Source organism: Ruminiclostridium cellobioparum DSM 1351 = ATCC 15832, assembly GCF_000621505.1.
Lineage (GTDB): Bacteria > Bacillota > Clostridia > Acetivibrionales > DSM-1351 > Ruminiclostridium > Ruminiclostridium cellobioparum.
On the sequence record NZ_JHYD01000038.1, the window covers coordinates 22,357 to 35,230 of the forward strand.

The 12,874-nt window shown below is 41.5% G+C and carries 14 protein-coding genes; 8 read left to right on the forward strand and 6 right to left on the reverse strand.

The annotated features are described in order from the left end of the window. Positions 1-24: 24 nt before the first annotated feature. Entirely contained in the window at positions 25-2,178 is a 2,154-nt protein-coding gene (locus T344_RS0114525) for a Tex family protein (RefSeq protein ID WP_027629318.1), read from the forward strand. A gap of 158 nt (positions 2,179-2,336) precedes the next feature. Beyond that, the gene (locus tag T344_RS0114530) at positions 2,337-3,224 is read left to right on the forward strand and encodes a hypothetical protein (protein ID WP_004627310.1); all 888 of its coding nucleotides are present in this window, start codon (positions 2,337-2,339) and stop codon (positions 3,222-3,224) included. Here the strand turns inward: T344_RS0114530 and T344_RS0114535 are convergent. From T344_RS0114535 to T344_RS0114550, 4 genes are all read right to left on the reverse strand, one after another. After that, positions 3,221-3,586: a hypothetical protein gene (locus T344_RS0114535; RefSeq protein ID WP_004627252.1), complete on the reverse strand. Its 366-nt coding sequence runs from the start codon at positions 3,584-3,586 to the stop codon at positions 3,221-3,223. The genes T344_RS0114530 and T344_RS0114535 overlap by 4 nt on opposite strands. Positions 3,587-3,627: 41 nt before the next feature. After that, positions 3,628-4,044, reverse strand: a complete 417-nt coding sequence (locus T344_RS0114540) for a hypothetical protein (protein ID WP_027629319.1) — start codon at positions 4,042-4,044, stop codon at positions 3,628-3,630. Positions 4,045-4,234: 190 nt separating this feature from the next. Further along, positions 4,235-4,552 (reverse strand): hypothetical protein, encoded by a 318-nt coding sequence (locus T344_RS0114545; protein WP_004627307.1) that lies wholly within the window; start codon positions 4,550-4,552, stop codon positions 4,235-4,237. Positions 4,553-4,714: 162 nt separating this feature from the next. Further along, positions 4,715-4,909 (reverse strand): hypothetical protein, encoded by a 195-nt coding sequence (locus tag T344_RS0114550; protein ID WP_004627199.1) that lies wholly within the window; start codon positions 4,907-4,909, stop codon positions 4,715-4,717. Between the two features lie 165 nt (positions 4,910-5,074). Between T344_RS0114550 and T344_RS0114555 the strand changes: the two genes are divergently transcribed. Then, a complete protein-coding gene (locus T344_RS0114555) occupies positions 5,075-5,953 on the forward strand; it encodes an NAD(P)/FAD-dependent oxidoreductase (protein ID WP_027629320.1) in 879 nt (292 codons plus the stop codon). 194 nt (positions 5,954-6,147) lie between these two features. Beyond that, positions 6,148-6,984 carry a GerMN domain-containing protein gene (locus T344_RS0114560; protein ID WP_027629321.1) on the forward strand — a complete coding sequence of 279 codons (837 nt, stop codon included), beginning with the start codon at positions 6,148-6,150 and terminating at the stop codon, positions 6,982-6,984. 98 nt (positions 6,985-7,082) lie between these two features. Here the strand turns inward: T344_RS0114560 and T344_RS0114565 are convergent, their stop codons facing one another. Further along, a complete protein-coding gene (locus T344_RS0114565; RefSeq protein ID WP_027629322.1) occupies positions 7,083-7,298 on the reverse strand; it encodes an FmdB family zinc ribbon protein in 216 nt (71 codons plus the stop codon). A gap of 166 nt (positions 7,299-7,464) precedes the next feature. Between T344_RS0114565 and ku the strand changes: the two genes are divergently transcribed. Genes ku through ligD form a run of 3 tightly spaced genes read left to right on the forward strand, consistent with a single transcriptional unit; the run spans position 7,465 to position 10,297 of the window. Continuing rightward, positions 7,465-8,424: a non-homologous end joining protein Ku gene (ku, locus tag T344_RS0114570; RefSeq protein WP_027629323.1), complete on the forward strand. Its 960-nt coding sequence runs from the start codon at positions 7,465-7,467 to the stop codon at positions 8,422-8,424. Next, entirely contained in the window at positions 8,421-9,395 is a 975-nt protein-coding gene (locus T344_RS0114575; RefSeq protein WP_027629324.1) for an ATP-dependent DNA ligase, read from the forward strand. The genes ku and T344_RS0114575 overlap by 4 nt, the downstream gene beginning before the upstream one ends. After that, positions 9,395-10,297 (forward strand): non-homologous end-joining DNA ligase, encoded by a 903-nt coding sequence (ligD, locus tag T344_RS0114580; protein ID WP_027629325.1) that lies wholly within the window; start codon positions 9,395-9,397, stop codon positions 10,295-10,297. Before T344_RS0114575 ends, ligD begins: the two co-directional genes overlap by 1 nt. On the opposite strand, the gene T344_RS0114585 is transcribed toward ligD, so the two are convergent. After that, positions 10,298-11,491, reverse strand: coding sequence for a helix-turn-helix domain-containing protein (locus T344_RS0114585; RefSeq protein ID WP_027629326.1), 1,194 nt, complete (start codon positions 11,489-11,491; stop codon positions 10,298-10,300). It lies immediately after the preceding gene. Positions 11,492-11,814: 323 nt separating this feature from the next. Between T344_RS0114585 and galE the strand changes: the two genes are divergently transcribed. Beyond that, positions 11,815-12,828, forward strand: a complete 1,014-nt coding sequence (galE, locus tag T344_RS0114590; RefSeq protein WP_027629327.1) for a UDP-glucose 4-epimerase GalE — start codon at positions 11,815-11,817, stop codon at positions 12,826-12,828. The last annotated feature ends 46 nt before the right edge of the window (positions 12,829-12,874 follow it).

Below are 12,874 nucleotides of genomic sequence, written 5' to 3' on the forward strand. Positions count from 1 at the left end.
ATTTTTGGACATGGAGAATGTAAGATGGATATTATAGATCAGCTGATAAAGGAATTTAACCTGAAGCCCTTTCAGGTGCAAAATACTGTAAAACTTGTAGACGAAGGAAATACCATACCTTTTATTGCCCGCTACAGAAAAGAAGTGACCGGAGAATTGAACGACCAGGTACTGAGAGAACTGTACGAGCGTTTATTATATCTTAGAAATCTGGAGGAAAGACGGGAAGATGTCAGAAGGCTTATAGACGAACAGGGCAAACTGACCGAAGAGCTTTCCCTCTCTCTTGACAGGGCTGTCACTCTTCAGGAAATAGAGGATATATACAGACCCTACAAGGTTAAAAGAAAAACCAGAGCCTCGGTGGCCAAGGAAAAGGGGCTTGAACCCCTGGCTGCAATCATATTTGCCCAGATGCCTTCAAAGACACCTGTACTCCGGATAGCAGCAGGCTACATTGATCCTGAAAAGGGAGTAAACACTGAGGAGGAAGCCCTTGCGGGAGCCATGGATATCATTGCCGAAGAGGTATCCGATAACGCTGAATACAGAAAGGCGCTCAGAGAGACAATATTCCGTAATGCGATGATAGTATCGGCCGCCAGGAAGGAAGAGGATTCCGTTTACAGGATGTATTATGACTTCAGGGAGCCTGTCTCTAAAATTGCAAATCACAGGATTCTTGCAGTGAACAGAGGTGAGAAGGAGGAATTCCTTCAAGTAAAAATAGATGTTGACAGTGCGCTGTGCCTGGCATATTTGAAAGGCAGGACTGTCAAGAACACAAATCCTGAAATGGCAGGATATGTTGAAGCCGCCGTAGAGGATTCCTACAGCAGGCTTATATTCCCCTCGCTGGAAAGGGACATTAGAAACCAATTGACTGAAACTGCCCAGGAGCAGGCTATGAAGGTATTTGCAGAAAATCTGAGAAATCTTCTTCTCCAGCCTCCGGTAAAGGACAGAGTTGTTCTGGGCCTTGATCCTGCCTACAGGACAGGCTGTAAGATCGCTGTGGTTGACGAGACGGGAAAAGTTCTTGCAACAACCGTCATATACCCGACACCTCCCCAGAGCAAAATTGAAGAGGCAAAGTCCAAGCTGAAGCAATTGATAGAAAAGCACAAGGTGGATATCATATCAATAGGAAACGGTACTGCTTCAAAGGAATCCGAGCTTTTTGTGGTTGAATTGCTTAAGGAAATTGACCGGAAGGTTTATTACATGGTGGTCAGTGAAGCGGGAGCATCGGTTTATTCGGCCTCCAAGCTTGGAGCAGAGGAGTTCCCCGAGTTTGATGTGGCCCTCAGAAGTGCGGTATCCATTGCAAGGCGGCTGCAGGACCCTCTTGCCGAACTGGTAAAAATAGATCCGAAGGCCATAGGAGTAGGCCAGTACCAGCATGATATGAACCAAAAAAGGCTGGACGAGTCCTTGGGCGGAGTGGTTGAGGACTGTGTAAATAATGTAGGTGTGGACCTCAATACGGCATCGGCACCATTATTATCCTATATTTCAGGGATTTCTTCGGCTATAGCGAAGAATCTTGTTGAGTACAGGGAAGAGAACGGAAAGTTTAAGAGCAGGAATGAAATAAAAAAGGTCAAGAAACTGGGCAATAAGACCTTTGAACAGTGCGCCGGCTTTTTAAGGATTACCGATGGTGACAATATTCTGGACAATACCTCTGTGCACCCCGAATCATATACGGCGGCAGAGAAACTTCTGAAAAAGATGGGCTATACCCTGTCGGATGTTAACGGCAGGAATCTCCGGGAACTGGACAAAAAAGTGGAACAGAACGGAAGGATAAAAGTGGCAGAGGAGCTGGGAATCGGCCTGCCGACTTTAAAAGACATTGTAAATGAACTGCTGAAGCCTGGAAGGGATCCCAGGGATGAATTGCCCAAGCCCATTCTCCACACTGATGTACTGCATTTAGAGGATCTCAAGGCCGGAATGGTCCTGACGGGGACTGTGAGAAATGTGGCCGATTTCGGTGCTTTTGTCGACATCGGCGTCCATCAGGATGGCCTTGTTCACATTTCCCAGCTTGCCGACAGGTTTGTCAGGAATCCGATGGAAGTGGTTGCTGTAGGGGATATCGTAAAAGTGAGGGTAATGGAGGTAGACGCCGGAAGGAAGAGAATATCCTTAAGTATGAGGGAAATTAACTGAGTATATTGATTTATCATCCCTGTACTTTATTTGAAGGGTTAATTGTGATATTATTTATGTTATGATTTCCCATAATCAAAAATACTGCTTATTATTTAAACGGTGCCTGGGAAAAACATTTAGAGATTAAATTGAAATATGAAGGAAGGACCTGACCAATGGGAACTATAAATAATGCTGTGCGCTTACTTGCCAAAAGGCCGTCTATACTTATTCTTACAATCATAACCAGTACGGTTCTTTCTGTTGTGGAATATCTGCTGATGATGCTTTTTTATAGCATAACAATGTTTAAAACCGGAAGCCCCTTTGATGATTATGTAAATATAATACAATTTGTTATAGATACAGTACTTGTTCCGCAAACGGCAGTTAAAATCATTATGGCACTTGCTGTTTTAGTGGCAGCTGCAGCATTGATATTCGGCCTGCTGCTTTCAGGCTGTTTCAATATACTTACCAATGCGGTCCAGGGCAAGGAAAAAAAGCCGGGAAGTGAGTTCCTGGCCGGAGTGAAGAAATATTTTCTCAGAATGGTTTCGGTCAATTTGTGGACCCTCAGTGCGGTTATACTGTTTGTTATCTACGTCATTGTTGCCTCAATACCGGCTGCTATTTTTATAGATAATGCCTTGAACGGGGAAGTAAATATCGTAGCAGGTGTACTGTTATTTGTAGTGACAATAATTGTTTTGTTCTTCAGTTTCGCTTTTTTCAGACAGTATATAACCTTTTGGTATCCTTCGGCCATTGTAAACAGCAAAAATCATTTTAAGATAGCAAAAAAAATATCAGACAATGATTTCTGGACTTTGTTGTCCAAATACATTGTTTTTGATATTATACTTGTTCTATTTGATGTTATATATGTTATAGCTAATTTTTCAATGGCAAACGCCCAGGTGATATCCAATGTTACCAGTTATGTCCTATTGATTGTCAATATAGTGTTTAAAACCATATTTATTGCAGTAATTGTATGTTTTGTATTTTCCACTTTCCATAAACTGAGTGAAAAAAGCCGGCTTGAAAAGGCTAATCACTAAAAAATGTCCAATAGCAGGTAGAGAAGAACAATAATAAGTATTTCGTCCTGGACTTTGTCTGTCAGCAGAAGTACCAGTAAACCTGCAAGGAGTAAATCATCCAGATAAATATCAAAATCAAAAATTGTAAATAGTGGATTTCCCGATCTCTCGGATTTATCCCCGCCAAACAGTGAGGACAAAAAGCCCAGAGGTTGGGATTTTTTCCGTTCCTGACTTTCTGCCGGGGCAGGCAGGGACAGTATGGGTTCTTCTGAAAGAGCAGTTTCGGCTGACGTGGTGTTCTGCTCCACATGATAGTTATTCTGGGTATTTGTTTTTCTATATCTGCGAGATTTAGAAGAACGCTTCCTGTAAGCCATTATTCCATTCACTCCAATTCCAGTTATTCATAGGGTGCTCCTTATACAGGCCGCTCTTCCGAGTCATCCAGTACTTGAGTAAGGCTGCCGATTCTCATAAGTTTTAAACAGGTTTGAAGCTTCCTTTGCCGGCTTTTATTAAGATATGGCCTGATTGCATTGAGCAGGTTTACTCTCGGGTCGTTTGCCACATTGAGCTTGCTCATGGCTTTTTTCATCTTTCTGGCCATATCGGCAAAGTCATCTGCTTCATTACTGTTAGAACTTGAATTTGAATTCTCATTACTCCTGGATGTCTGAGGCGGATCCTCTTGTGTGTCTTCGTCTTTAGAACTGTTACCGGTATTGGACATGAGCATGTTGAGCAGACCCTTGACATTGTCAGGGATATTGGGGTTTGAGTTCTGCCCCAGCATATCCGCTATTTGCTTGATTTTGTCACCCATGTCGTCACTCATCTTAACCTCCATGCCCCCACATGTGCATAGTCAATTATGTTGACCTCAATAAATTGTCCAAGAGCGCTCCTTGAGCGCTTTTGGTATGACAAAAAGTATTGTCCGATACTTTTTTATGGGGTTAAATTAATTTTAAAAGTGCCCATGCCGGGCACTATGTACCTGCCATAAGACATTGATGAAATTGAAGCTATGAATTCAGATATTCATTAACTTTTTTCATAATATCCTTGCTGTCTTTTCCAAGAATTTTTTCAAGTTTATCCAGATCGGTTTTGGTGATCTTCTTCTTTATTTCTTCCTTGTCTATTTTCATGTTCTTGATTTTCTCGTCGTCAAACTCATTGATTTTTTCCATTAACTCATTTTTATCAATCTTCTCCAGTTTTTTTGCCAAATCATCGGAATTATCTTTTTTCAACATATCAATTGCTTGATTTACTTTAGATTGAACCATTTTATCACCTAACAGCTCCTGAATTTTTTTGCTTAATGAATTTTCACCCATATTATACCTCCAATATGTAATTTAATGTTTGGTCGTTATTACAGTTTATGCACACTGACAAGCTTATTATGTAAAAACAATTTTTGTTAATTTGAAATAGAAGCTTGGATATTACCCAAGCTTCTATTCAAATACATTTGCTATGGACGATCCTTAGTTTGATTAGCAATCATCGCCACAACGGTCACTGTTGCAGAGGAATAATAACAAAAGAACTATTGCAAGCCAGACTATTCCGCAATCGTCAAATATGTCTGAGAAGCAACCGAATCCATCGTTACAGCAGCAGAAGAAAATTATGGCCAGTATTATAAGCCATTCACATCCAAAACCTTCACTTCCACCAAAACATCCCATAACTTTACCTCCATAAATATTTAAGATAATGCATACTATGATGTTTTAGAGGGAGTTGTTACATTTAAAATTTTTATTTTTGAAAAAATATATGGATGGTATATTATATAGTAGTACATGTACATTTTAAATTTTAAGTGCTGCAAATTACAACGGGAGGTTATCATGTTTGATGTAATTATTATAGGAAAAGGGCCTGCAGGTCTGTCTGCCGCTATCTATACTGTCAGAGCCGGACTCAGGACAATGGTAATCGGTCAGGACAAAAGCGTGCTGCTGAAAGCAGACCGGATAGAGAATTATTTTGGTTTTGCGGAACCTGTTTCAGGAAAGTATCTTCTTGAGCAGGGGGAAAAACAGGCTCTGAAATTGGGGGTTAAATTTGATAACAACGAGGTTGTTGCCCTTGAAAAAGGGGAATACTTCGAGGTTTATACCACCGGTGAAAATTATTCGGGCAAGGCCGTACTGCTGGCCACGGGACAGCAGATTGCAAAGGTTAAGGTTGAAAGAATAAGTGAATTCGAAGGAAATGGTGTAAGCTACTGCACCACCTGTGACGGTTTCTTTTACAGGGGTCTGAAAGTGGGGCTGCTGGGATACAGGGATTTTGTCATACACGAGGCCATGGAACTGGAACCGCTTACCGGGGATATTACTATTTTCACCAATGGCAGGCAGCTTGAACTTTCGGAAAAGTATAAAAATATAGCTCAACGGTTTAAGATAAATACCAATATTATTAAAGCCATTGACGGAAAGGACTCCGTGGAGCATATTGTTTTCGACGATGGCTCCAAAGAGAGGCTGGACGGATTGTTTGTGGCATATGATTCGGCTTCGAGTATTGATTTTGCCAGAAAGCTGGGGGTTATCACCAGCAAGAACGCCATAGTCGTGGATGAAAAACAGGGAACCAATCTCAAAGGCTTATATGCGGCAGGAGATTGTACCGGCGGGCTGAAGCAGATTTCCACCGCAGTGGGACAGGGAGCGGTGGCGGCAAGGCAGATGATTGAGTATGTAAGAGGACTGAATAAGTAAATATATATATAGTTTAAAGAGGGGACTGTCTGATTTTGGGACAGTCCCTTTCTCATATACTTTGATATTTTTATTAAAAATTATAAAAAAATCTGACAAGGTAGAATACTTGATAAAGCTTGGGCATAGAAATAGTTGTGTAAGGATGAATATTCATATTATTTGCTTTAACATTTTTATGTGAGGTGTCAAAGATGCGAAAAATATTTAGTTTAATCTTAGTGTGTGTAATCACCATGACTTTGTTTGCCGGATGCGGCTCTACCGATGAAAGCTCGGGTATTGATGAATTAACTCCTGCAAGTAGTGTTTCGCTGGGTGAAAATCAAGCCGGTGAATTAAAGGATAAAACTCCCTGTAAACTGTATTTTATAAATGAACAAGGTAAACTTGCACCTGAAACCAGATATATAGATAATGCCGAAGTGGCAAAAGGAAATGACAACCTGGCAACAGTTCTTGTTAAAGAGCTTATCAGCGGACCTGCAAAAGGAAGTCTGCTTCAGGCCACAATTCCCCAGGAGACCAAAGTCCATTCAAATGTATCGATAAAAGAAGGCATTGCTACTGTGGATCTGTCAAAGGATTTCATAGATAAGCACAAGGGCGGAAAGAAAAATGAGCAGCTTACATTGTATTCCATTGTAAATACTCTTACAGAACTAAAGGATGTAAAATCAGTCCAGTTTAAAATTGACGGAAAGGTCAATAAGGAATTCAAAGGCAGCTACCAGCTGGATGTGGCCTTTCCAAGATCGGCTTATCTGATCACTTCCCAACCGGAAGAACAGGATGTAATTAAGCTTGACGAGGATAGTACATCAAAGGGCAACTTAAATCAATCCGATATAAATAAGAACAATACGGAAAATAAAAGTAATACAGAGAAAAGCAATATGGATAAGAATAATTCCACAAAGGAAAACCCTGTAAAAGAAAATCCAACTAAAGAAAATCCGACTAAACAAAACCCTGAAAAGGATCAGAAGACCAATTCCGATATAGAAATAGATTCTGAATTGCTTGAATAAATACACACCCTTATCAGATATACCAGGGTATCTTATTAGGATTTAATTATCCGGCAGTTATCTGCTATAATAAGATACCTTGTTTTTTTGTGTATATATCAATGGCTGCAGCAGCCTCCGCACACATGTCTGTTGGGGCAGTCGGCACTGTCCGATTTTCTGGACTGTATTATATTTACACTCTTAAAAACCGTTTCCAATTGATTGTTACCGCAGTCGGGACAATTTATCTGATTATTCTCACGCTCACTCATTTTAGCCATAACATTGAATTCACTACCGCATTTGGGACATTTCAGATCATAAAAAGGCATTTCATATAACTCCTCATGAATTTAATTTATATTTGACTAAATTATAGCATATGCAGCGGCCGTCAGTAAAATATTAACGTGAATAATAAAATTTTTTATACGAAAAATACTGATAACAACAATGAAGTTCATTTTGTGGCCGCTATTGCGGCTCATGGAGGTTAATATGCACACAGTATGGAAGGGTTCGATAAGCTTCGGACTGGTAAATATACCTGTTAAAATGTTTACGGCCACCGAGGACAAGGATATAAGGTTCAAATACATCCATAAGGAATGTCATACACCGGTGAAGTACAAAAAAACCTGCCCGGCTTGCAACAAGGATGTCCAGCCCGAAGATATAGTCAGGGGCTACGAATACGAGCCGGGCAAATTTGTAATTCTGACCGAGGAGGATTTTGAATCCATAGAGGTAAAAAGTGAAAAAAGCGTAGAAATACTGGATTTCGTTAAGCTTGAGGAAATCGATCCCATATATTTTGACAAGACTTACTTTTTAGGTCCCCAGGAAACCGGAGGAAAGGCCTATACTCTTTTAAGGGAGGCACTCAACGGTAAAAAGAGGATCGCGGTTGCAAAAATAACCATCAGAGACCGTGAATCCCTTGCGGTAATCAGGGTATACAACAATGTTCTGGTTCTGGAAACCATATTTTACCCCGATGAGGTAAGGGATTCAAAACAGGTGCCGGGAGTGCCTGAAAATCTCCAGACAACAGAGGCGGAACTGGATATGGCTGCTCAGCTGATTGACAATCTGACCACGGCATTTGACCCGGATAAGTACCATGACAATTACCGGGAAAGACTTCTGGAAAAAATCAATGCAAAGGTTGAGGGCAAGGACTTCGTTGTTAAGAAGGAAACGGATAAGGAAAACATTGTCAGCCTGATGGAGGCCTTGAAACAGAGCATACAGATGTCAAAGGACAATAAGGACAATACCGAAGCTGTTGACGGGACCGGTAAAAAAACTGCTGCCAGGGGCAGGAAAAAAGCAGAGGCTATGGACCAATCTAAAGAAAATACAGATCTGTCCGGGACACAAGAGGGATCGGAGGATACCGGAGAAGAAAAACCTAAGAAAAAGCCAAGAAAAACAAAGGAAACTGTCAAGTCGTGAATTGGATAACCCCTATGGAACCTGTCAGCATTCCCGGAGTCAAACAGGGACCTGGGTATATTCACGAAATCAAATGGGATGGCATACGTGGAATGATATACCTTCAATCGGGAAGTATGAAGGTATATACAAAGAAAGGAAATGAAAGAACCGATTTTTACCCTGAACTCAATATACTTGAAACCGCACTTGGAGAAAAAGACATGGTGCTGGACGGAGAAATAGTTGTTCAGGATAACCGGGGGCACCCCAGCTTTCATAACATTCTTGTCAGAGAAACTGTAAAAAATAAACGCAACCTTGAGTATTACTTAAGGAATTATCCTGTAAAATATATGCTTTTCGATATATTGATGTACAATGGCCGGCAGCTTACCAGGACAGCCTTGCAGGAAAGAAAGGATATCCTGGAAGAGGCGGCGGCTCCTGTCATACAGAACAGCAATACCGTGTTTTTATCCCGGGTTTTTGAAAATGGAAATGAACTCTATGAAAATATGAAACTTGAAAACATGGAGGGTATAGTTTCGAAAAAACTAAACAGTTATTATCTGCCGGGAAAAAAGCATGAAGAATGGTTTAAGACAAAATTTACAAAGAAAATGCTGTGTGTCATAGGGGGGATTCAGTGGAAGGATAAGCTTCCCAATTCGCTCCTGATGGGCATAAGGGCCGGGGCAGGCGCAAAACTTTTCTACATGGGAAAGGCTTCACTGGGCTTGAAAGGCCAGGACTTGCAGCTGCTCAGGCAGTATAGGGATGAACTGGTACAGAGGGAATGCCCTTTTGAACCGGATGGAATTACAGATATTGATATGACCGGAACCGAACTGACCTGGACCGTACCGGCAATAACCTGCTGGGTAGGGTTTCTGGAACTGTCAAATGACGGGCATTTCAGGCATCCCAAGATACTGGGATTCACTAATTTGCCTCTGGACGAGGCTGATGGAAAGGTGTTGACTGACTGATGGAGACAATTACCGATATTAAGGTGGAAATTGAAGGCAAAATAATAAATGTTAAAAGTCCGGACAAGCTGTATTGGCCCGAGGCCAATGTTACAAAGCTGGAATTTATTGAGACCATGACAAAGCTGGCGCCATACGTAGTAAGGCATGCCAAAAACCGGATGCTGACCTCCATACGGTATCCCCACGGGATTGGTGACAAAAGCTTTTTTCAGAAGGAGAAGCCTGTAAATACGCCTGAGTGGATTAAAACTGTCAAATTCAACGATAAGAACTATATCGCTTTGAATTCTGCCGCAACCCTTGTATGGCTGTGCACTCAGGCTGCATTGGAGCTGCATACCAGCTTTAATGTACATGAAAAGCCCGACCACCCGTCAAGCCTGGTTTTTGACCTGGACCCGGATGAGGGCAACACCTTTGACGATGTAACCGAGATAGCTGGAAGTATACATGAAACCCTGCTGGCCCTTGGTATAAAAGCCTTCATAAAAACTTCCGGCGCAACCGGCCTTCAGATATTTATCCCCACAGGGGCAAGGTATGATTATGATACTGCCAGAATGCTCAATGAGTTCTTTGCGGAGTATTTTACCCACAAACTCAGCAGCAAGGTCACAATTGAGAGAATGAAGAAAAACAGGGAAGGAAAGTTATACTTTGACTGGCAGCAGATGTGGCATGGGAAGAGTATGATCACGGCATATTCGGCCAGAGCGGTGAAAAGCGCTGCGGTGTCGACCCCGATTGAATGGAGCGAACTGGGAAAAATACGGCCTGAAATGTTTACGCTGAAGAATATTGCGGCGCGGGTTGAACAGAAAGGCGACCTGTTCGAACCCATGCTGCGGTGTGACAATAAAAACCAGCTTGATGAAATACTCAAGCAGCTGAAAAAATAGTTATCTCTTGATGGACCGGGCATATTCCGACGGACTTATGCCGTACTTCAGCTTGAATTGCCTGGAAAAGTAATGAATTGACGAGTAGCCCAGTTTTTCGGATATCTGCGAGAAATTGAGGCTGCTTGTATTTATCAGGTCCTTGCTCTTTTCCAGCCGGAGGTTATTTATATAGTCAATAACCGTAATGCCCATTTTTTTCTTAAAGATCAGTGAAAGATAGGATGGGCTTATAGGAATACTTCTAGCAACATCGGGAACAGAAACCCTTGTTTCAATATGTTTATTTATATAATCCAGACATTTGTCAATGATGGTATTATCAATCCTGCTCCGTATATCACTGTCCTGCTGTGTAATTACTTTTTCCAAAAGGAGATTTCTTACCAGCTTGATGATAAATTCCTTGAGGTAGCACAATATCAAATCTTCGGAATATAAAGAGTTATTCTCCCTTTCAAATATGATTTTCTGGAGGAGGGCCTTCATATCATTGTCAACAGCATGGCTTTTATTGAATAGGACCGGAGCCGACAGGTCCATATCAAATGTGAGAGTGATAAAAGATACGGTCTGATCATTATCGGACCATTGGGAATGAAACTGATCCCGGCCGTAGAATACCACTTCACCCTGCCCCACCTGTAGGGTGCTGCCGTCGATGGAAGTATACATCCTACCCTTGTCTATATAAGTGAGTTCCAGAAAATCATGGGCTTCACCCTTGAAATTAAAGCCTTTCTCCTTCTCCTGATAAAAGAGGGTATGTATTTTGGATATATTTATTTTGGAGGACATTCCCAGGGGGCCTTCTATGGGAGCTGGCAGCCGGACTTTTTCTCCCTGGCCGGAGCAGGCCAGCTTACAGCAGCAGCTTCCGTAGAGTGAAATTATACTGTAATAAATTCCCGGATTCAATACAATGGGTTTATCCAGTAAATAGAAGCAGCCTCTTTCTTCAGGCGAAACTGTCAGGTACAGGAGAGCCAGTCCGCTTACAATATCAATTGCGACTTTGCCTTCATTCCGGTAAAGGCTGTATATGTCCTTGATATTAACGGTAACCTGGTGAACGGAACAGCCGGACCGGCAGCCGCAATTGTCAATATCATTTATTGCGCTGTCAAAACCGCCATAAACGATGGTCCCATATTTTAATATGCTGGTGTAATTTATATTTTCTATTAGATTCATAATAGGCCCCTGTCTGATTTATTACCGTGAGGTTGTTTTATTCAACCATATTGTATAAAATATTTACTGTGCAATTTAGTAGTCTGTGACATCTAAATCCATATATTGCCGACGGTTAAATTTTCCTCGCCGGACAATATAGGTTTTAGATGTTACAGACTACTAGTTGGTATTTATATGATTTATTATAAGAAAATGATTAAAAATTATAAATACATTTTGCTCAATTAATTATACACTATAAATACAGTAAACAATTTCATTATTATTTTTGTGGCCGCTATTGCGGCTCAAAGCCATAGAATGGCTCATGGAGGTTAAATATGGGAGTATTAGTTACCGGCGGAGCCGGGTATATAGGCACTCATACATGTGTCGAACTGCTTATGGCCGGTTACGAGGTCATTATCGCAGACAATTTATGCAACAGCAAGGAAACAGCAGTTGAAAGGGTAAAAAAAATAACCGGTAAGAATGTTAAGTTTTATAAACTGGATTTGCTGGACAGGGAATCCCTTGAAAAAGTATTTATTGATGAAAACATTGATTGCGTTATCCATTTTGCCGGCCTAAAGGCGGTTGGGGAATCGGTTTCGATACCTTTGAAATATTATCACAACAATTTGACCGGAACCTTTGTTTTATGTGAGTTGATGCAGAAATACGGAGTGAAAAATCTGGTGTTCAGTTCATCGGCTACCGTTTACGGTGATCCGGTCAGTGTGCCCATATCCGAGGATTTCTCACTGTCGGCAACCAATCCCTATGGTAAAACTAAACTTATGATCGAAGACATATTGAAAGATCTCCATTTTGCCGATAATACCTGGAATATTGCCCTTTTGAGATATTTTAATCCGATAGGTGCCCATATAAGCGGTACAATCGGTGAGGATCCCAACGGAATACCCAACAATCTGATTCCGTATATAACGCAGGTTGCAGTTGGAAAGCACAGGGAAGTGCAGGTGTTCGGGAATGACTATGATACTGCGGACGGTACCGGAGTCAGGGACTATATACATGTAGTGGATCTTGCAAAAGGTCATGTAAAGGCAATTGAAAAGCTTGCGAAAGATCATATAGGGATCAGGCCATACAACCTGGGCACCGGAACCGGGTACAGTGTACTTCAGATGATCCGGGCGTTTTCAAAAGCCTGCGGAAAGGATATCCCCTATAAAATAGTTGAAAGAAGGCCCGGTGATATAGCAGCCTGTTATGCTTGCACCGACAGGGCAAGAATTGAATTGAACTGGGTTGCTGAAAAGGGGATTGATGAGATGTGTGCAGATTCCTGGAGATGGCAGTCGCAAAATCCGGAAGGGTACAAATAAACAGTTGTACCGAATTTCTGCAGGAACATATTTATTTACCCAAAGC

What these genes read in the sequence shown, in the direction of transcription:
- T344_RS0114585 (WP_027629326.1), bottom strand. Translation starts at nt 11,491, where the DNA reads ATGAATCTAATAGAAAATATAAATTACACCAGCATATTAAAATATGGG.
- T344_RS0114555 (WP_027629320.1), top strand. Translation starts at nt 5,075, where the DNA reads ATGTTTGATGTAATTATTATAGGAAAAGGGCCTGCAGGTCTGTCTGCC.
- T344_RS0114565 (WP_027629322.1), bottom strand. Translation starts at nt 7,298, where the DNA reads ATGCCTTTTTATGATCTGAAATGTCCCAAATGCGGTAGTGAATTCAAT.
- ligD (WP_027629325.1), top strand. Translation starts at nt 9,395, where the DNA reads ATGGAGACAATTACCGATATTAAGGTGGAAATTGAAGGCAAAATAATA.
- ku (WP_027629323.1), top strand. Translation starts at nt 7,465, where the DNA reads ATGCACACAGTATGGAAGGGTTCGATAAGCTTCGGACTGGTAAATATA.
- T344_RS0114535 (WP_004627252.1), bottom strand. Translation starts at nt 3,586, where the DNA reads ATGGCTTACAGGAAGCGTTCTTCTAAATCTCGCAGATATAGAAAAACA.
- T344_RS0114530 (WP_004627310.1), top strand. Translation starts at nt 2,337, where the DNA reads ATGGGAACTATAAATAATGCTGTGCGCTTACTTGCCAAAAGGCCGTCT.
- T344_RS0114545 (WP_004627307.1), bottom strand. Translation starts at nt 4,552, where the DNA reads ATGGGTGAAAATTCATTAAGCAAAAAAATTCAGGAGCTGTTAGGTGAT.
- T344_RS0114560 (WP_027629321.1), top strand. Translation starts at nt 6,148, where the DNA reads ATGCGAAAAATATTTAGTTTAATCTTAGTGTGTGTAATCACCATGACT.
- T344_RS0114540 (WP_027629319.1), bottom strand. Translation starts at nt 4,044, where the DNA reads ATGAGTGACGACATGGGTGACAAAATCAAGCAAATAGCGGATATGCTG.
- T344_RS0114550 (WP_004627199.1), bottom strand. Translation starts at nt 4,909, where the DNA reads ATGGGATGTTTTGGTGGAAGTGAAGGTTTTGGATGTGAATGGCTTATA.
- galE (WP_027629327.1), top strand. Translation starts at nt 11,815, where the DNA reads ATGGGAGTATTAGTTACCGGCGGAGCCGGGTATATAGGCACTCATACA.
- T344_RS0114525 (WP_027629318.1), top strand. Translation starts at nt 25, where the DNA reads ATGGATATTATAGATCAGCTGATAAAGGAATTTAACCTGAAGCCCTTT.